The 19,467-nt window shown below is 61.3% G+C and carries 14 protein-coding genes; 12 read left to right on the forward strand and 2 right to left on the reverse strand.

Annotated features, from left to right (window positions below; translation table 11 throughout):
* The first annotated feature begins 11 nt into the window (after positions 1-11).
* Positions 12-242 carry a hypothetical protein gene (locus tag VE009_RS21400; RefSeq protein ID WP_325011216.1) on the forward strand — a complete coding sequence of 77 codons (231 nt, stop codon included), beginning with the start codon at positions 12-14 and terminating at the stop codon, positions 240-242.
* Here the strand turns inward: VE009_RS21400 and VE009_RS21405 are convergent.
* Complete coding sequence (locus VE009_RS21405; protein WP_325011218.1) at positions 231-1,889, reverse strand: PucR family transcriptional regulator; 1,659 nt, start codon at positions 1,887-1,889, stop codon at positions 231-233. The two genes, VE009_RS21400 and VE009_RS21405, sit on opposite strands and share 12 nt — an antisense overlap.
* A 128-nt stretch (positions 1,890-2,017) precedes the next feature.
* Between VE009_RS21405 and ssuE the strand changes: the two genes are divergently transcribed.
* The 4 genes from ssuE to VE009_RS21425 all read left to right on the forward strand — a co-directional run bounded on the left by ssuE (position 2,018) and on the right by VE009_RS21425 (position 7,055).
* On the forward strand, positions 2,018-2,590 hold the full coding sequence (gene ssuE, locus VE009_RS21410; protein ID WP_325011220.1) for an NADPH-dependent FMN reductase: 573 nt from the start codon (positions 2,018-2,020) through the stop codon (positions 2,588-2,590).
* Positions 2,580-3,800, forward strand: coding sequence for an MFS transporter (locus VE009_RS21415; RefSeq protein WP_325011221.1), 1,221 nt, complete (start codon positions 2,580-2,582; stop codon positions 3,798-3,800). Before ssuE ends, VE009_RS21415 begins: the two co-directional genes overlap by 11 nt.
* Positions 3,801-4,149: 349 nt before the next feature.
* On the forward strand, positions 4,150-5,634 hold the full coding sequence (locus VE009_RS21420; protein WP_325011222.1) for a DUF5060 domain-containing protein: 1,485 nt from the start codon (positions 4,150-4,152) through the stop codon (positions 5,632-5,634).
* 53 nt (positions 5,635-5,687) lie between these two features.
* Positions 5,688-7,055, forward strand: a complete 1,368-nt coding sequence (locus VE009_RS21425) for a glycoside hydrolase family 140 protein (RefSeq protein WP_325011224.1) — start codon at positions 5,688-5,690, stop codon at positions 7,053-7,055.
* A 95-nt stretch (positions 7,056-7,150) separates the two neighbouring features.
* Here the strand turns inward: VE009_RS21425 and VE009_RS21430 are convergent, their stop codons facing one another.
* Complete coding sequence (locus VE009_RS21430) at positions 7,151-8,041, reverse strand: AraC family transcriptional regulator (protein ID WP_325011227.1); 891 nt, start codon at positions 8,039-8,041, stop codon at positions 7,151-7,153.
* Positions 8,042-8,230: 189 nt separating this feature from the next.
* On the opposite strand from VE009_RS21430, the gene VE009_RS21435 reads away from it, so the two are divergent.
* The 7 genes from VE009_RS21435 to VE009_RS21465 all read left to right on the forward strand — a co-directional run bounded on the left by VE009_RS21435 (position 8,231) and on the right by VE009_RS21465 (position 19,408).
* Complete coding sequence (locus VE009_RS21435; protein WP_325011469.1) at positions 8,231-9,547, forward strand: sugar ABC transporter substrate-binding protein; 1,317 nt, start codon at positions 8,231-8,233, stop codon at positions 9,545-9,547.
* A gap of 153 nt (positions 9,548-9,700) precedes the next feature.
* Entirely contained in the window at positions 9,701-10,567 is an 867-nt protein-coding gene (locus VE009_RS21440) for a sugar ABC transporter permease (protein ID WP_325011470.1), read from the forward strand.
* 14 nt (positions 10,568-10,581) lie between these two features.
* Positions 10,582-11,406 (forward strand): carbohydrate ABC transporter permease, encoded by an 825-nt coding sequence (locus tag VE009_RS21445; RefSeq protein ID WP_325011228.1) that lies wholly within the window; start codon positions 10,582-10,584, stop codon positions 11,404-11,406.
* Between the two features lie 27 nt (positions 11,407-11,433).
* Positions 11,434-13,410 carry a glycoside hydrolase family 127 protein gene (locus VE009_RS21450; RefSeq protein ID WP_325011230.1) on the forward strand — a complete coding sequence of 659 codons (1,977 nt, stop codon included), beginning with the start codon at positions 11,434-11,436 and terminating at the stop codon, positions 13,408-13,410.
* Between the two features lie 169 nt (positions 13,411-13,579).
* Positions 13,580-18,031 (forward strand): S8 family serine peptidase, encoded by a 4,452-nt coding sequence (locus VE009_RS21455; protein WP_325011232.1) that lies wholly within the window; start codon positions 13,580-13,582, stop codon positions 18,029-18,031.
* Positions 18,032-18,155: 124 nt separating this feature from the next.
* Positions 18,156-18,410, forward strand: a complete 255-nt coding sequence (locus VE009_RS21460) for a hypothetical protein (RefSeq protein WP_325011234.1) — start codon at positions 18,156-18,158, stop codon at positions 18,408-18,410.
* The gene (locus tag VE009_RS21465; RefSeq protein ID WP_325011471.1) at positions 18,410-19,408 is read left to right on the forward strand and encodes a spore coat protein; all 999 of its coding nucleotides are present in this window, start codon (positions 18,410-18,412) and stop codon (positions 19,406-19,408) included. Before VE009_RS21460 ends, VE009_RS21465 begins: the two co-directional genes overlap by 1 nt.
* The last annotated feature ends 59 nt before the right edge of the window (positions 19,409-19,467 follow it).

Here is a 19,467-nt window from a genome sequence, read left to right on the forward strand (position 1 = left end):
GGAGAGTCGTATTGAAGTTAACCGACGACATACTGAAATACGCGGGGGAACGACGTCAATTTACGACGAACGAGTTGATTCGGGAAGTGTTGGGGTTGGAGGGCGAGGCGTCGTCCTCCCGGTCCGCGGTCGCCAAATGTTTGCGCCGGTTGAAATCGGGCGGGTATCTGTGGAACAAACGGGATGTATGGTACGTGCGCAAAAAAATCGCTTCGATGCCGGCGCAATCGTCACGGCTGTAAGAGCGGTTCGATTAAGAATGCGATACGGAACCGCAAAATTTCGTCGGCGGCATGAAGGTCGCGTCCGAGCAGCTGAGCGCATTTCTCCAGCCGGTAAATGACGGTGTTGCGATGGACGTACAGGCGGGCGGCCGTGTTGCCGATATGGCAGTTTTGGCTGTAGTACGCCTTGAGCGTCTGCAGCAGGTCGCCGCGCTCCTTTTCTTCCAAATGGGCGAACGGCTGCAACGTGTCTCTGTAATAGGCGTGAAGGTCTTTCATTCGAATTAACCGGAACAGATCGATCAGCTCGCGCTTGTTGTACGATTGTACGAACCGCCCTTTATTGCAGCTGTAGCCGAATTCGAGCGCCTCCATCGCTTCGCTGTAGGTCAACGGAATGTCGGTCAGCTGGTCCACCGGTTTGCCGACGCCGAACGACAACGCGATCTGGTGCCGCTCGAACACCGTTTCGCCGATGTGCTTCAGCTGCTCTTCGAGCGAGGCGTCGTTATCGGATACGAATAAGACGATTGCGTCGTTTTTGACGAACCGGATGCTCATGAGCTCCTTCTTCTGGAGCTCTTGCTTTATGATTTCATACAGCTGCTCGACATGGGTGTAGCTCGTGTCTTGGTCGGGCGGAAGTCGCTTGGGGCGGTGCGGTGGGTCGAGTTTGGCGACGACGCAGAGGTACATCTTCCCTTCGGCAAGACCGTAACGCCCTCCGCGGTACAGCAGTTCTTGTTCCGAGGTGACCCGGCCTTCGACGACGTCGGCGAAAAACTCGTTTTTATATCGCCGGGACCGTTCCTTTACCGCCTGCATTTTCAGCATTTCGAAGCGGATGACATTGACTGCCTGTTCGACGGCTAAATGGCTCAAGTTTTTCTCGGGTTCCGTCTGCCCGAAGACGACCAGGAAACCGCCGGATTGATACGACTGGATGGGGTAGGCTGTCGCCCCTTCGGGATGCAGCTCCTGCGGGGAGGGCAGGCTGAGGCGGGTCGGCGGGGACGTGAAGGCGAGCGCGTGGAGCGCGTTTTGGAGCTGGGTGACAACCTCCCCGTAGGGGGGCGAACGGAAATCCGCGCTGACCGCGATCGGCTCTCTGATATGATTGAACAGGATGACGGGGCGGTGCAGCACGACGGCGAGGGCGTCGACGATTTCCGGTAAACTCTTCCCCTGCAAAATCAAGTCGGAAAAATATTGATGGCTCTCGAGCGTGTATTTCATCTCTTCCGTCTTTTTCTCCAGGATAAAGCCGACGATTTGGTTGGATATTTCGCCGAGCGTAATGCCGAGGGGAGGCTCGATTACCGGAAACTGCAGCCGATTGGCCTCCGACAGCACTTTCTCGGGCTTCTTGGGCATGAAGCGGCGAGAGTTGATCATAAGTCCGGCGCAGCCTTTCTCGTGCATGTCGCGAACGAGCATAACGAGCAGGTCGGGGTCGTCCTTCAAGACGTAGGCGTTGGTGAGCAGCAGTTCGTCCTTTTTTAGATAACGGATCATATCCGGAACGTCCATAATATTGACGTATTGAACCGGGCGGTGAATCCCCGAGTGTCCCGCAAGAATTGTAGAGGGAGCGAAAAATGGCTTTTGGAGCAATTCCGATAAGAGCATCCGTGGAAACACCGTCCTCGTAAGAGTATATAACATACTAAAAGTATATCACGATTAGAATTGACGTGTAACTATCGCACGCAGGGTGTTGGCACAATTTTTGAGAAGATTGTGGAATGTAAAATGACATGCTTTTTACTACCTCTTATAAGGAGTTGACGCCCATGCCTTCGATCGTCATCGTTTCCGGCAGTTCATCGCCGACCTCCCGACTGAACGCGCTCGTCGAAGCGAGCGAATCGTATTTTTCCGGAGAAGGCTTTGCCGTTCATACAATCATCGTTTCGGAACTGCCCGCGGACGATTTGATACGCGCCAATTTCCAGAGCGAGGCGATCCGGGAGAAAACGGAGCTCGTCCGGAAGGCCGACGCGTTGATCGTCGCAAGTCCCGTCTATAAAGCCGCGTATACAGGTGTATTAAAAACGTTCCTCGACATGATTCCCGAGAAGGGACTGGAAGGCAAAATCGTCCTGCCCCTGTTTATCGGCGGAAGCATCGCGCACCTGCTGGCCATCGATTATGCGCTAAAGCCGGTCCTGTCGGCGCTGTCCGCTAGACATATTTTAGGCGGGGTGTACGCGGTCGACCAATGGATCCAACGAGCCGAAGGCGGCGGGTTCTCGATGCAAGAGGAGCTGGCATCTCGGTTGAACCAATCGCTCGTCGAGTTGAAAGAGGAAGTCGTTCGAAAGGCCGGGTTGCCGCTCGCGGATTCGGCGCGGCATGGAAACTAAGCGGGGGCGAATGCGAAGCGAACGGATTGTGCTGTATATGCTGTGCTCGGTCGGCATGATCGCGACGCTGTCGCAGCTCGTATTCTTGCCGAGCATCGCGACGATTCGGGAGGAGCTGTCCGCGACGACCCTGCAGGTGTCGTTGACCGTGGCGCTGTATTCTTTGTCGCTGGCGGTGGCGCAGCTCGTGTACGGACCGCTAGTGGACCGCTGGCCGCCGAAGACCATTTTGATGACGGGGCTATCGATCTTTACGATTTCCAGCTTCGGCATCTTCCTGTCCGAGAGCATTCATTGGATTATCGCGTTCCGCGTCCTGCAGGCGCTTGGCGTCGGGGCGGTCGGCGTATGCGGTAACGCCATCATTTCGGATTTGTTCAGCGGCCTGGAGCGGGATCAATCCATCTCCGTGTTTCAGATGTTCCACAGCGTCGGCGCCGCCGTCGGACCGGCCTTCGGAGCGACGGTGGGCTTATTCCTCAACTGGCGCTTTTCGTTTCTGTTTTTGACCCTGATGGTCGCCGGGGTGATGGCGGTGCTGCTGTGGAAGATGCCGGAAGGGCGTAAGGTCAGTTCGTTCTCCTTCCGTTCCGCGCTCCGGCTGCTTCGCGCCCCGCATCTGGTTTACTTATGCTTGTCCGCCGCCGGGACGTCGTTCGTCATCCAAAGCTTCCACACGAGCCTCGGCTTCCTGTTTACGGACCATTTCCATATTCACGCCGCGTGGACGGGATATGCTTTCATGACAATTCCGCTCGGTGTGTTCACCGGAAGCAACATCAGCCGGAACTTGTTAAGCCGAATCGAGCGGGAAAAGATCGTGTACATTGGCCTTGTCGCGCTGTGCGCCAGCTCCGGCGCCTTCGCGGCCCTCGTCTATCTCTTCCGAGATCCCGCGGCCGTATTGGCGATCATCCCGAACCTGTATTTGGTCGGCGTGTCGCTGGGCATCGTGTTTTCCGTCGTCACGTCGATGATGGTGAACTGGTTTCCGGAACTCCGGGGGACGGCGCTGTCCTTGCTGTTCTTTTCGCGGCATCTGTTCGCGACCGCCGGTCCGATGCTGACCGGGTTCGTTATCGGCTTGGGCCATGTGCCGCTGGCGTATGCGTTTATCTCCGCGGCCGCCTTCTTGGCGCTTCCGACGTTCGTCGCCGGCGTACGGTTCAGCCGGACCCAGGCACAAGTCGCCGCGGCGGCCTCGAAATAGAGGAACGTACCGAACGCCCTCACCGCACAGTGAAGTGCACCCCTTAGAATGGTCATTGGAGCAAACCTCTGGTGTATCCGATGAATTTTAAGGGGTGTTTTTTCATGCAAGGAAAGGACAAATGTTCAAGGGTTGGACGTACCGCCAACCGCCGTTGAATACCGACGTCAGCTGGCAGCCTACGGCTTTTTTTCACTGTCCGCTAAATGGGTCTTGACCGTGATGTCCGGAGGTTTTGTCTTTTTACACCTACATATTGACGGGATCGACCTATCTTTCCGTTCGATTTCACCCTTACAATAGAGCTAAATCTATCTGTATGGAGCAGCAATAAGGAGGGGGATTCTGCTTGCACAACGCCTCGCCGCATCCACGCGTCGAATGCTGGAACCGGTACGAAATCAAGCTGGCGGGACCGGCCGAGGGCAATCCGTTCACGGACGTCGACGTATTCGCGACATTCCGCCATGATGGAACGGAAGTGAAGGTCCGGGGCTTCTACGCCGGGGACGGCATCTATGTCATCCGATTTATGCCCGATGCGCTCGGGGAATGGACGTACGTGACGTCGAGCGAACGGGAGGCGTTGAACGGGCATAGCGGCGCTTTCGTCTGCACGTCTCCGGCAGCGGGCAACCGCGGTCCCGTGCGGACGGCGGAAGGCTCCCGGTTCATCTACGCGGACGGCACGCCGTACTATCCGTTCGGGACGACGGCCTACGCTTGGATCCATCAGCCCGAGCCGCTCCGGGAGGCCACCCTGCGCACGCTTGCGGAGGCGCCGTTCAATAAAATCCGCATGTGCGTCTTCCCGAAGCATTATCCGTTCAACGCCGACGAGCCGCAGCTGTACCCGTTCGAAGGCTCGCCGGAGGACGGGTTTGACGTCACCCGGTTTCATCAGCCGTTCTGGAACCATCTGGAGCGCTGCATCGAAGCGCTGCTGGCGCTCGGCGTCGAGGCGGATCTGATCTTGTTCCATCCGTACGACAAAGGGCGCTGGGGCTTCGATCGGATGGAGCCCGAAGCCGACGACCGGTATTTGCGCTATGCGATCGCGCGGCTCGGCGCGTACCGCAACGTCTGGTGGTCGATGGCGAATGAGTACGATTTCATGAAGGAGAAGCGCCTGGAGGATTGGGACCGATTGATCCGGCTTGCCGCTGAGGAGGACCCATACGGGCGATTGCTGTCGATTCATAACGGGACGACGATGTACGTACCGGAGAGCGTCGTGATGTACGACCACGCTAAGCCGCAGATTACCCACTGCAGTATTCAGCATTGGGACGTCACGATGGTATCGTTCTGGCTGCGCGAATACGGCAAGCCCGTCATCGTGGACGAATGCGGCTACGAGGGCAACCTTCCGCAGCGTTGGGGCAATCTGACGGCGGAGGAGCTGGCGCACCGCTGCTGGGAGAGCTTCGCGCGTGGCGGGTACGCGGCTCACGGGGAGACATATGTGCATCCCCAAGACGAGATTTGGTGGGCGAAGGGCGGAAGCTTGTACGGTACGAGTCAGGAGTATATCCGCTTCCTTCGCGCCGTAGCGGAGGACGCTCCGCCCGGCCTGCGGCCGATTCCGGTGCGCGACGTGCCCGTCATCGGCGTGGAGGGTTCGTATTACCTCCATTACTACGGGCAGCATCGACCGGCGTATCGCCAAGTCGAGCTTCCGGATGGAACCGATTTCACGGCGGAATGGATCGATACCCGCGGGATGACCATCGTTCGCCTGGAGGGAACGTTCCGGGGCTCGAGCCGCATTCCACTGCCGGGCAAGCCGTACTATGCGCTGCGCCTTCGCGCCAAGACGGCCCCAGCGCAATGACATTCGGGGCACGCCCCGAGCAAAAGGTATTTATCATAACGGGAGGTGAGCGCATGAGCGTTCAGAAGCCTTGGAGCCGAGGGAGATTGACTGTCTCGCCGAACGGGAGATTTTTACGCCACGCAGACGGCACGCCCTTCTTCTGGCTGGGGGACACGGCTTGGCTTCTTCTAACGAGGACCAAGCGGGAGGAGGCGCGCGCGTATTTCCAAGACCGCCGCGCCAAAGGGTATAATGTCGTTCAAGTGATGGTCATTCACAGGATGCCGACGGAGAACGAATATGGCAGGTCGCCCTTTCACGGCGCGGATTTCGCGTCGCCGGATCTGGAGCGCAAGGGCGGCGAAGGAAGCTACTGGGATTATACCGACGAGGTCGTCGCCATGGCGGAAGAGGAAGGCTTGTACATCGCGCTGGTTCCGGTTTGGGGGGACGTCGTCAAGCATGGGGCGCTGGACGAGAAGCATGCCGCGCTGTATGGGAGATGGCTTGCCGAGCGTTACGGGAATCGACCGAATGTCATTTGGCTGATCGGAGGCGACATTCACGGCAGCACGAAGACCGAGGTGTGGCGAAGTCTCGCGAAATCGATCCGGGATGCCGCGCCGAGGCAGCTCATGACGTTCCACCCGTTCGGAAGGACGCAATCGTCGACCTGGTTCCACCATGAGGACTGGCTCGATTTCAACATGTTCCAATCCGGCCATCGGAGGTACGACCAGCTGGGCGACGAAAGTCCGGCGACCTGGAAGGGCGAGGACAATTGGCGGTACGTGCAAGAAGATTATGCGAGGGAGCCGGCGAAGCCGACCTTGGACGGGGAGCCGTCCTACGAAGGAATCCCGCAAGGCTTGCACGATCCGAACGAACCGCTGTGGGGCGCGGCCGATAGCCGAAGATACGCGTATTGGTCGGTGTTCGCCGGAGCTTGCGGGCACACGTACGGCCACAATGCGATCATGCAGCTGCACAAACCGGAGCACGGCGTCGGCGCTTACGGCTGTACAAAGCCGTGGACGGAGGCGCTCGACGACCCGGGCGGCAGGCAGATGGCGTACCTCAAGCGGTTGATGCTGTCGAGGCCGTACGAAGAACGGATTCCCGACCAAACCGTCATTCACGGCGATCCCGGATACCGTTACGATCGGCTGCTCGTCACAAGGGGCCATAGCTGCCTTATGGCTTACATGTATACGGGACGTCCGTTCGAGCTTCGGATGGGCGCGATTTCCGGAACTCGGGTGGCGGGCTGGTGGTACAACCCGCGCGACGGGGAGAGTTTGGCGATCGGGGAATTCGATAACGAGGGGATCGTCGGCTTTACCCCGCCCGGAGGGAGAGAAGAAGGGAACGATTGGGTGCTTGTGCTCGACGACGCTTCGAAGCGTTACGGAAAGCCAGGCGTCGCGAATGAGGCTTGATCGCAACACGAGGGATAAAGGGGGCATGCAGGGAGGGGGAACCCTCCCCCGCATGTCTCGTAAATCCACCAAAGGTAACTTTTATCCACCTACTGTCAATGATTGTTTAAATGAATTTTATAGAACGCCTTCCGATATTCCGTCGGCGTCATGCTTTCGTATTTTTTAAACATCCGCATAAAGTATTTCTCGTCCGCAACCCCGACGCGCTCCGAAATCTCCTTTACGCTTTTAGACGTCCTCGTGAGCATATCTTTCGCTTTGGAAATCTTCATCAGATTGATATATTCTTGCAGATGCAATCCCGTTTTCTTTTTGAAAAACCGGGACAAATAGTGTTTGTTGTATTTGAAATGCTCCGCCACGTCGGACAGCGAAATGTCTCTCAGCGCGTGAATGCGCACCCATTCGATAATTTCCGCGATGCTCCGATCCCCTTGGGACGTCTCGGGAGAAGACTTGTACAGATTAATCATCTGGTCGGACAGCTCGATCAGCAGCAGCGTCGCCGTGTAGTGAGCGGCCTGCAGGGTATAGTAATTGGACATGCCGATATGCTGCAGCTGCTGGAACAAAATATTCGCCCGCTCGATGCTGTTCGGCGCGAAAAACAAAGGCAAATAGACGCTGCTGCACCGTTTTTGCGACTCCGGCTGGAGCAGCGTGGCGAGCTCTTTTTGCATTTCCGCCTCGTCCAAGAGGGAGTACGAATCGTTCGCGAGGAAGTGGAACCAGAAGAAGGACACGCCTTCCTCGCACGCTTGATACCCTTCGTGCACGACGCCGGGCAGCAGCACGAGCACGTCCCCCGGATGAACCTCGTATTTGACGTCCCCCTGCGAAATATACAAACATTTCTCGCAGCCGATGATCACCTCGAACGAATCCAAGCATCGCCGATCGTGCGTCCACGGCACGTCCGAGTAAAATTGTCCGCAAGACAAAAACTCGACCGGCTTTTCGACACCCGTACGCAAAACCTTCATGCGCCCTCCTCCGTTTTCTGCGATTGGTCATTTTTGTCCACCTAATGTAATTGGGAGACTACTTACATTCCCTGAGGACCATGGTATATTCTACCTGCAAACGTTTACAAGGAGGCAAAAGTCACCCGGTCAGGCAGGAAATCCGACTACGAATTTCATTTTAGAGGAGGGGTTCGTATTGTGAAGCGAATGAAAGTATTGCTTGTGCTGCTGGCTGCCGCCGTATGGCTCGCCGGTTGCGGCGGAGGCGCAACGGGAACGGGCGGGAGCGCCGGAGGCTCGAACGGTTCCGGCGAAGAGGTCGTGACGCTGAAGTTCATGGGCTGGGAGGCTAGTCCGCTGGAAACGGCGGCGGTTAAGAAAGGTTTAGAGATGTTCATGCAGCAAAACCCGAACATCAAAGTCGAGTATCAGCCGACGCCCGGAGGAGCGCAATACGCGCAGAAGCTGCTGACGATGCTGGCAGGCAACGCGGCTCCCGACGTATTTTTCCTCGGCGCGGCTGAATACCGCTCGTTCCAACAGCGGAACGTGCTCCTCGACTTGACCTCCATGTTCGAGAAGGAGATGTCGCTGGACGACTTCATTCCTTCGGCGGCGCAGATCATGGAGATCGACGGCAAAATCTACGGCGTCAGCAGCTGTACCGTATCTCCTGTACTGTATTACAACAAAGACTTGTTTGACAAGGCTCAACTTGCGTATCCGCCGAGCGATCCGAGCGAGGCGTGGACGTGGGAGCAGTTCCGGGACGCCGCGGTCAAGCTGACGGTGAAAAACGGGGACAAGGTCGAGCAGTACGGCGCGTTCGGCCTCGAAAACTTTTACATGACGTCGGCGGTCATCTTGTCGAACGGCGGCTCGATCTTCGCGGACGACTTCAAGTCGTTGACCGTCAACACCCCGGAGGCGAAGGAGGTCATGCAGAGCATCCTCGACCTGCGGGTGAAGCACGGCGCGGCCCCGACGGCGAAGACGCTCGAAAGCATCGGCATGAAGGCGAATCAAATGCTGCAGACGGGCAAGGTCGCGATGATCGTCGACGGTTCTTGGGCGCTGCAGGAGCTGGCGACGATGGGCTTCCCGGTCGGCGTCGCGCCGCTGCCGGTGTTCGCGGAGCCGATGACGCACGGTCAAGCGCACGTGCATGCCGCCGCCCACAATACGAAGCATCCGGAAGAGGCGTGGAAGCTGATCCAATTCCTCTCCTCCGAGGAATACCAAACGCAGCTCATCAGCGAAGGCCTCTGGATGCCGAACCGCAAATCGCTGTACACGGAAGAAGGCATGGCGAAGTGGCACAACGAGAAGGTGCATCCGGAGGGCTTTAAAGAAATGGCGCCGTTCTTCGCCGATGCGAAGCCGTACCCGTTCACGCTGATCACGCAGGCGATCGTCAACGACATCATCGCCGAGGAGACGGATAAGTTGTGGTATTCCGGACAATCGGTCGACGAGACGATGGCGAATATTGAGAAGAAGGCGAACGCGGAGCTGGCGAAATAACGTCGGGATCGGCGCCTCGCCCGCGGGGCGCCCTTCCAAGGCTTCCAAGGCTTCCAAGGAGGGAGTGCAATGAATGTGCAAAAAAGCGTCCCGGACTCCGGAATCCGCGTTCATGCAGACTTCGGCTCCGCGAGGCCGGGCTTCCTGAAACGGATGTTCCGCAAGGACGGCGCTTGGGCGGTCGTTCTGCTGCTGCCGAATGTGCTCGGATTTCTGGCGTTCACGCTCATTCCGGTGTTCGCGTCCTTCGTTCTCAGCTTCACGTCCTGGGATATGCTGACGCCGGTCCGGTGGGTCGGGCTCCAAAACTACATCGACCTGTGGAAAGACGAAACGTTCGTGAAAGTGTTCTGGAACACGATCTATTTCGCCGGCGTGTCGGTGCCGCTCGGCATCGCGCTGTCGCTGTTACTCGCCGTGGCGCTCGACCGCATCGAGTTTAAGAAGTTCTACCGAGCCGCGTACTTTTTGCCCGTCGTCTCCTCGATGGTCGCGATCGCCGTCGTGTGGCAGTTTATTTACAACCCGGAGTACGGCTTGCTCAACTACATCTTGAGCTGGTTCGGCATCCGGGGGCCGAATTGGCTGACGAGCACCGTCTGGGCGATGCCGGCCGTCATCATCACGAGCGTTTGGAAAAATCTCGGGTTCAACATGTTGATTTTTCTGGCGGGGCTGCAGGGCATCTCCGACGATTATTACGAGGCCGCTTCGCTCGACGGAGCGCGGTGGCATCAGAAGTTTTTCCACATCACGATTCCGCTGCTCGCGCCGACGACGTTCTTCGTCACCGTCATGTCGTTCATCGCGTCGTTCCAAGTGTTCGACACCATCTTCTTGATGACGCAGGGCGGTCCGGCGCGCTCGACCTCGGTCATCGTTCATTATCTGTACGAGCACGGCTTTAAATATTTCAACATGGGCTACGCGAGCGCGATGGCGTACGTGCTGTTTTTCCTCATGTTCGTGATCACCGTCGTCCAATTTTGGCGCGGCCGCAAGTGGGGGACGTTTTACTAAGGAGGGGATTTGACGTGAAAACGAGCCTGCCGCTCAAACTGACTTCGCATCTCTTTCTGATGCTCGGGGCGCTGACGATGATTACTCCCTTCTTGTGGACGATCGGCACCTCGCTCAAGCAGCTTCAAGAAGTGTTCGTCTTCCCCCCGACGCTCTTCGGGGAGAGGCTCGTGTGGGACAATTATTTGCGCATCGCGGATCGGTTTCCGTTCGACGTCTATGTGCTGAACAGCTTCAAAATTACGGTGATCGTCGTCGCCGCCCAGCTCGTCACGAGCTCGATGGCCGGCTTCGCCTTCGCCCGTCTCCGGTTCCCGTTCCGGGACGCCTTGTTCGCTGCGTACCTGGCGACGATGATGATTCCGATCCAAGTGACGCTCATTCCGAACTTTATCATCATGCGGCACTATAATTTGATCGACACGCACTGGTCGCTGATTTTGCCTGCGCTCGTGTCGGCGTTCGGCACGTTTTTGCTCCGTCAGTTTTTCCTGACGATCCCGGCGGAGCTGGAGGAGGCGGCGAAGATGGACGGCTGTACGCCTTTCGGCATTTACTGGCGCATCTTCGTGCCGCTCTCGAAGCCGGCCATGGCGACGCTCGGCGTATTCGTGTTCATGGGCATGTGGAACGAATTTATGGCACCGCTCATTTACATCAACAGCCAAAGCAAGATGACGCTGCCGCTCGGCCTCGCGTCCATGCAGGGGCTGTACGGCACCGATTGGCCCGTGCTGATGGCGAGCACCGTCCTGTCGATTGCGCCGCTCATCGTCATCTTTTTGTTGGCGCAGGACTTTTTCATCAAAGGCGTGACGCTGTCCGGATTGAAAGGCTAATTACGGAAAACAGAAAGGAACGTGGCTATGAGCAAATTGGAACATGCGACGAATCGTCCTTTGGAGGCGGCGAATTTGAAGCAAGTGTCGATCGAAGATCCGTTCTGGACGCCGCGGGTGCGCAACGTGACCGACACCGTCGTCCCGTACCAATGGCAGGCGCTCAACGACGAAATTCCGGGAGCGGAACCGAGCCACACGGTCGAAAATTTCCGCATCGCGGCGGGCGAAGCGGAGGGCGAATACTACGGCATGGTATTTCAGGACAGCGACCTGGGCAAATGGCTCGAGACGGTCGGCTTCGTCCTCGCGGGCGGCCGCGACCCGGAGCTCGAGCGGATCGCCGACGAGGTGATCGACCTGCTGGAGCGCGCGCAGCAGCCGGACGGTTATTTGAACACGTACTATCAAGTGAAAGAGCCGGGTCAGCGGTGGACGAATTTGCGCGACAACCATGAGTTATACTGCGCGGGCCATTTGATGGAGGCGGCCGTCGCGTACTATGAAGCTACCGGCAAACGGAAGTTTCTAGATGTGATGTGCCGCTATGCAGACTACATCGGCGAGGTGTTCGGCGCGGAGCCGGGGAAGAAGCGCGGCTACGACGGGCATCCCGAAATCGAGCTGGCGCTTGTGAAGCTGGCGCGGGCGACCGGCGAGCAAAAGTATATGGAGCTCAGCAAATTTTTCGTCGACGAGCGGGGGCAGAGGCCGCATTTCTTCGAGATCGAAGCGCAGGAGCGGAACGAGCAGCCGCTGCCCGGACGGAGACAGAAGCGCATGGGCCACGATTACTTCCAGGCGCATCTGCCGGTGCGCGAGCAGAAGACGGCGGAAGGACATTCCGTCCGTGCGGTGTATTTGTACAGCGCCATGGCGGATCTCGCCGCCGCTTACAAGGACGAAACGTTGATGGAAGCTTGCAAGACGCTGTGGAAGGATGTCGTCGCCCGGAAAATGTATGTGACCGGCGGCATCGGCTCGCAGGAATACGGCGAGCGGTTCACCGTTCCGTTCGATCTGCCGAACGACCGGGCGTACGCCGAAACGTGCGCATCGATCGGGCTCGTCTTCTGGGCGCAGCGGATGCTGCAAATCGAGAAGAACCGGGAGTACGCCGACGTCATGGAGCTGGCGCTGTACAACGGCGTATTGAGCGGCATTTCGCTCGACGGCAAGAGCTACTTCTACGTCAATCCGCTGGAGGTGTGGCCGGATACCGCCGATTTCCGCCACGACATGTCGACGGTGAAGGTGACGCGGCAGCCGTGGTTCGGCTGCGCCTGCTGCCCGCCGAACATCGCCCGTTTGATCGCGTCGCTAGGTTCCTATATTTACTCGGTCGATGCGTCCCGGTCGTCGCTGTACGTCCACTTGTTCATCGGGGGGACGATGGAGACGCAGTTGAACGGCGCGACCGTGAAGTGGACGCAACGGTCCAACTATCCGTGGGACGGCCGCATTACGATGAGCGTCGCGTTGGAGCAGCCGTCGGCATTCGACGCGTCGATCCGGATCCCGGGCTGGTGCCGCAAGGCGACCGTGAAGGTGAACGGCGAAAGCGTCGACGCGTCGCGGCTCGCGAACGGCTACTTGGTCCTCTCCCGCACGTGGACGGACGGCGACACGGTCGAGCTCGAGCTCGACATGCCGGTCGACGTCGTCCGCGCTCACCCGAACGTGCGCGAGAATGCAGGCAAGGCTGCGCTGCAGCGCGGTCCGATCGTGTACTGCTTCGAGGAAGCCGACAACGGGCCGAATTTGCGGGACCTCGTCCTGCCGGCCAACGCGCAATTCGAGGTGACGTACGACGAGGCGCTGCTCGGCGGCGTATGCACGATTTCGACGACGGGAACTCGAACCGAGCTGCCGGACGGCGAGAATATGTCTCTGTACACGACGCGCCGGTACGAACGGGTGCCCGCGCCTGTCACCGCGATTCCGTATTACGCTTGGAGCAACCGAACGCCAGGCGAGATGACGGTCTGGATTCGAGTGGAGTAAGGGAAATCTGCCATCGTTAAACGAGGCGCCTGACGCACGACCCGCGTCGGGCGTCTTTGGTTTGCTCGTTCTCCATCCTATGGATCTATTCCCTATAAAAACAACCTTGTCTCTTGAAATCTATCCCAATTATACTAGTAAGTAGGTTTTGAGGGAGAGGAGAGCGATCATGAACATTCGATGGCGTTCCAGCATCGCCGCATTGGCTTCGGCCGCGTTGTTGGCATCGTCCTTCGGCTTGTCCGGGCCTGCGCTGCCGGTCCGTGCGGAGGGCGTGGCGGCGGGCGCGGAGGAAGCCGCGGCGGTTTCCGACGAGCTTCGGGCTCCATACGTTGAAGGCGAGCTGCTAGTTTCGTATAAACCCGAGGTAAAGCCGGCCGACGCTTCGCGGGTGCGGCAGTCGCATTTGCTAGCGCCGAAGGAGCGGTTCGAGAAGCTCCGCGCCGAGCTCGTCGAGCTGCCGGAGGGAACCGACGTGGAGGAGGCGATCCGGGATCTGAAGGCGAATCCGCTCGTCGCCCACGTTCAGCCGAACTACGTCTATTATCCGGCGAATGGAAACGTGTCCCCGACCTCGTACGATTATGAGCAAAATTGGGGACTGGAAAACCGCGGTCAGCTCATTCGCAACGAGGCGAATTCCGGCATCACCGGCGAATACGGCGTCGATATCGGAGCGGCCGATGTTTGGTCGCGGAGCGACATTCGGCTAAATAAAGTGATCGTCGCCGTCATCGATACCGGGGTGGACATCAACCATCCGGAATTGAACGGCCGCATTTGGGTGAACGAGGACGAGGTGCCGAACAACGGCATCGACGACGACCGGAACGGCTATGTGGACGACGTGAACGGATGGGACTTCTACAACGAGGACAACACGGTGTACGACGATCCGGAAGAGGATCAGCACGGCACCCACGTCGCGGCGACGATCGCGGGCATTCGCGGCAACGGCGGCGCGGCCGGCGTCGCCGACAACGCGGTCATCATGCCGGTGAAGTTTATGGGACCGAACGGCGGCACGACGATGGACGCGGTGCGGGCGATCGAGTACGCCGCGGCGAACGGCGCGCGCATTTCCAACAACAGCTGGAACAACGACTCCCCGATCGTCGACGCCTTGCTGAAGCAGGCGATCGATTCGGCGGATACGCTGTTTATCGGCGCGGCCGGCAACGGGGATGAGTACGGCGACGGCGTCAACACCGATCTAGCCGCGATTTCGCCGAGCAACGTCCGCAGCGAAAAGCAAATTACGGTAGCGGCGATCGATCCGTCGGGAAATCTAGCCGCCTTCTCCAACTACGGTCCGGAAACGGTGCATCTCGCCGCGCCGGGCGTCGCCATTTACAACGCTGTGCCCGGGGGCAAGTACGCGTATCTCAACGGCACGTCGATGGCCGCGCCGCACGTAGCGGGCATCGCGGCCGTCGCGATGGGGCAGAAGCAGCTGACGGTCGCCCAGACGAGACGGCTGCTGCTGGAATCGGGCGTCGCGCTCACGTCGCTCGCCGGGAAAGTGTCGACCGGGAAGATGGCGAGCCTCGCGAGCGTCGTCCATACGTCGCCGAGCCGCATCGACATCGAGCGGAGCAGCGACGTCGAATTCGAGCCGGCCGAGCTGACGGTGTCGCTGTGGACGAGCGAATACGGGGGGGTGAAGGCGAACGAGGATTGGATCGAGCTCGAGCTGCGCGGCGTCGATCCGGGGGGGCTTACGGCCGGCTCGATTACCGTCAACGGCGCCCCGTTAGGTACTTCATCGGGGTTCGAGCGGACGCTGCGCGGCGTTCGATTCCTTACGCCCGTAGACGTCGCCGGCGGATCGGCCGCGGCGATCCGGTTCGCTTCTCCGGTGCGGAACGGACAGACCGGCACGTATACGATCCGGGCGGCGACCAGCAACGATCCGGGCGGCATCGCATCCGGCGCGTTCGCCGTCGCGCCCGACGCGGCGGGACCCGTGCTGCGGCTCGATACGGAGGAGATCGCGCTCCGGTCGGAAGGCGGCGCGACGGTCACGCAGACGGTCTATGCGCAGCTGACGAACGAGACGTTCACGGGCAGCGCAGGGGACGTCTTCGGTCCGGATCGGGTCGTCGTGAGCGATTTGCTCGAAGGGCTGGACGTCACCGTGAGGAAACAGGGCGAATCGACGGTTTCCATCGAGGTGTACGGGGATTCGCTGGCCGAATATGCCGAGTTGAATTGGAAGTTTTCGCTCGCGTTCCAAGACGCGGCCTTCGCGGGCGGAGACGCCGACGCCGTGGGCGGTGCGTCTCGCACCTTATATTTGTCCTACTATAATGACAGCGCTCGGACGCCGACCCTAGAGTACTATAATTATAAATTTATCGAGAGCAACAAGAACGACGGCACGATCGATACGGCCGTTACGGCGCGATTGTTCGATGCTTCGTTCGCAGGCAGTCCGGGGCAGCCGTTGACGCCGGATCACATTGCGTTCGACGGCGTTCCGGCCGGGCTGACGCCGCAGGCGACGTTCGGTCCCGACAATACCGTGAACATTCGGCTGACAGGGCGCGCTTCTTCCCATGCGGCCGCGAATTCGACCGCCGGTATGGCGGTACGTTTCCTGGACGGCGCGTTCGCCGGCGTCGACGCGGACGTGGTCGCTCGCGCGCATGCGGGCGTCGATGTCATCTTCAAAGACGGGGCCGGGCAGCCGGGGAACGTCGAGGCCCGGCAGAGCGGCGGCTCCGTCAACATTACGTGGAACGCCGCGGCCGGTGCGGATCGGTACGTCGTGCTCCGGTCGGAAACCGGGCAGCGGTATGCCCCGATCGCGGAGCTGGCGCCGACTCGGACGTCGTTCACCGACGAGCTGTACGGGCGAATCGCGTCGTCGTATTATTACCGGGTCGACGCATACAAGGGCGGCGTCGCCACCCGATCCCAGCCGAGCCGCGTCCAATTCGCGACAGACCAGTCGTACTTCTACGGGGTCATTCAATTGAACGGATCGCCCGAGCATGGCACGACGTTCACCGTTCGCAGGCAGAACGGCGCGACGCTGTATACGGCGACGTACGACGCGAATCGGCCGACCGCTTCTCGATTCGAGCGGTATGGCGTGATGTATAAATCGGCCGGCTACTTGGACGTGTATTTCTACGCGCCGGACGGGACGTACGAGATTACGGCCGAGAACGGGGCGCGGAAGGCGTCGGGAACCGTATCGACGGGTACCGCGTTCCTGAGCGACGGCAAGCAAATTTATCATCTGAAGGCGATGGATACGCTGCTGCTCGTCGACCCGGCCTCCGGCGGAGGCAACAACGGCGGGGGCGGCGGAGGGGCTCCGCCCGGAGGCGGCGGCGGCGGCTTCGTGCCGATCGTCGTCCCGCCGCCGGCGGACGGGGAACCTAACTTTGCGGAAGACGGGGACGATTTGGTGTATAAGCCTTCTGCGGTTTCCGAGACGCGGAACGGCGTCGAGGTTGCCGTCGTCGAGCTGACGGGCAAGGAGCTGGAGGATGCACTGAAGCGGAGCGACGGGCCGGCCGGCAAGCTCGTCATCGAGGTGGCGACGGCGGGGGCGGCCGAAGTGCGGCTTCCGATCGACGCATGGGTTTCAGCGGACAGGTTCCCGGTTATGGAAATTCGCACGAGCCGGGCTTCGTACCGATTGCCGAAGGCGCTGCTGCGTCCGGATGCGTTAGCCGAGCGGTTCGGGACGGCCGGAGGCGCGTCGTGGAGCGCCGTCGTCGCGGTGACCCCCGTCGCCGGCGGCGACGCTTCGACGGTCCGAGCGGCGGCGTCCCGCGCGGGGGCATCGACGATCGGCGACCCGGTCGATTTCGCGCTTCGCGTGACGTCCGGCGATCGGGAGTTCGCGTACGACGACTTCGGCGACACGTACGTCGAACGCACGATGACGGTGGACGGGACGCTGAACGCGCGGAACGCGACGGCGGCGCGGTTCGACTCGGCGACGGGCGCGCTGTCGTTCGTGCCGGCGACGTTCCGGACGAGCGGCGGCAAGACGAAGGCGACGCTGAAGCGGAACGGGAACAGCGTGTACGTCCTGCTGCAGTCGAAGCGCGAGTTCGCCGACATGGCGGGCCATTGGGCGGAAGCGGACGTCGAGCTGCTCGCCGGGAAGCTGGTGCTGAACGGCACCGGAGCGGATGCGTTCTCGCCGGAGAGCGCGGTGACGCGGGCGGAATTCGCGGCGATGCTGACGCGCGCGCTCGGCCTCTCGCCGGAGCCGTCCGCGGCCGCGGCGTTCGCGGATGTGCCGGCCGACGCCTGGTACGCGGGTGCGGTCGGCGCGGCGGCGGACGCGGGCCTCGTCACCGGGTTCGACGGCGGCGCGTTCCGGCCGAACGAGCGCATCACGCGCGAGCAAATGGCCGTTATGTTCGGCAGGGCGCTCGACTTCGCCGGGGCGACGGCCGCCACCGGCGCGGGCGCGGCGTTCGCCGATCGGGCGTCGATCAGCCCGTGGGCGGTCGACGCGGTCGCGAAGGCGAGCGCGGCGGGCATCGTCGGGGGCAACCCCGACGGCACGTTCGCGCCGGCGGCCGCGGCGGATCGCGCGCAGGCGGCGGTCATGCTGCGGCGCTTGCTGCAGCGGGTCGACTTTATCGATTAAGTTGCTGCGAACCGCAGCCCTTCGGGGCTGCGGTTTTCGTTTGCTTCCGGGAGGGGATGTATAAATTTCCTTGCGGTGCCGCACCCTACAGGGGATGGGTATTTTTTGGAAGGGGGACGTCATCATGGCGACGAACGACGCTTCGCGGTCCGCGCTGACGGGGGCGGAGCTGGTGCGGCTGTCGCAGGCGCTGCAGCTCGAAGAGCGGCTCGCGCATTGGTTCGCGCTCGGCGCGGCGGAATGCGGGCAGGCGCAGCTGCGCGGCTATTTCGCGCACCAAGCCGAACGGGGCGGCGAGCGGCTGGACGAGCTGGCGCGCACGCTGCAGGCTTACGCCGGCGCCGGCCGAGCATATCCGAATACGGGGGTCTACATGTGATGATTCCGGGCATGATGGAACGGACGGCGCCGTCGCGCCGCGGAGGGCTGCCGGACGCCGTGCTGGCGGGCGCGATCCTCGGCGAGCTGCGGCAGGCCGTGTTGATGTATATGGAAGCGGCGCTGGAGGCGACGACGCCGGACGTGCGCCGGTTGTTCGAGCGGCTCGGCTACGACGCCGCGAGACAGCACGAGCTGCTCTCGTCGATGATGCGGCAGCACGCTCTGCTGGAGCCGGGCTTCCCGGCGCCGGCGCAAGAGGTGCAGCGGGCGGCGTCGCGCGCGGCGGAGGCGGCGCGGGCGGTGACGCAGCGGGCGCGGGAGCCGCAGGCCCCGCATCAAGCGGCGCCTCAGGCGATGCATCAGGCCGGGCGCCAAGCGATGCCGCAGGCGATGGCGCCGCAGTTCGCGGGCGCGCCGACGATGCGGCCGGCGCACGTGTACGCGCCGCCGGAGCCGCCGCGCTTCGCGGGCTACGCCCCGCCCCAAATGGGGGCGCAGCCGCGGCTAGGCGCGCAACCGGGGCCAGGCCCGCAGCCGGCGCCGCGGCCGCCGGAGTTCGCGCAGCCGCACGCGATGCCGTTCGGCGGCGCGCCGACGGCCGCGTACGTGCCGCCGCAGCCGCAGCAGCAAGCTCGGTCGCAGGCGCAGCAGGCGATGCCGCGTTACGCGGAGCCGCCGCGCGCAGCCGCGCAGCCGCCGTTGACGGCGCAGCACGCGCAGCCGATGCAGCCGCGCTACGCGGAGCCGCCGGCCGAAGGCGCGAAGAGCGCGTCGGAGGCGCCGCCGCCGATGCGGGACGCGGAGCCGGCGGAATCGTCCGCGCTCCGCGAGGAGGCGTCGCTGCAGGCGCAGGCGGACGCCGCCGAAGCCGCGCCGCCGGCGTCCGTGCCCGCGGCGCCGGCGACGAAGCGGCCCCGCCGCACGAAAGCGGCCGCCGCCGCCGACACGCAAGCCGCCGACGCCCATGGCGGCGAATCGGAGCAGCTGACCACATAGCCGCCGCAAGCAAGCCCTGCGCAGCGACAAGCCGCGCAGGGCTTGTTTTGATATTTGCT

This window comes from Paenibacillus sp. (genome assembly GCF_035645195.1).
In the GTDB taxonomy this organism is placed as follows: domain Bacteria; phylum Bacillota; class Bacilli; order Paenibacillales; family YIM-B00363; genus Paenibacillus_AE.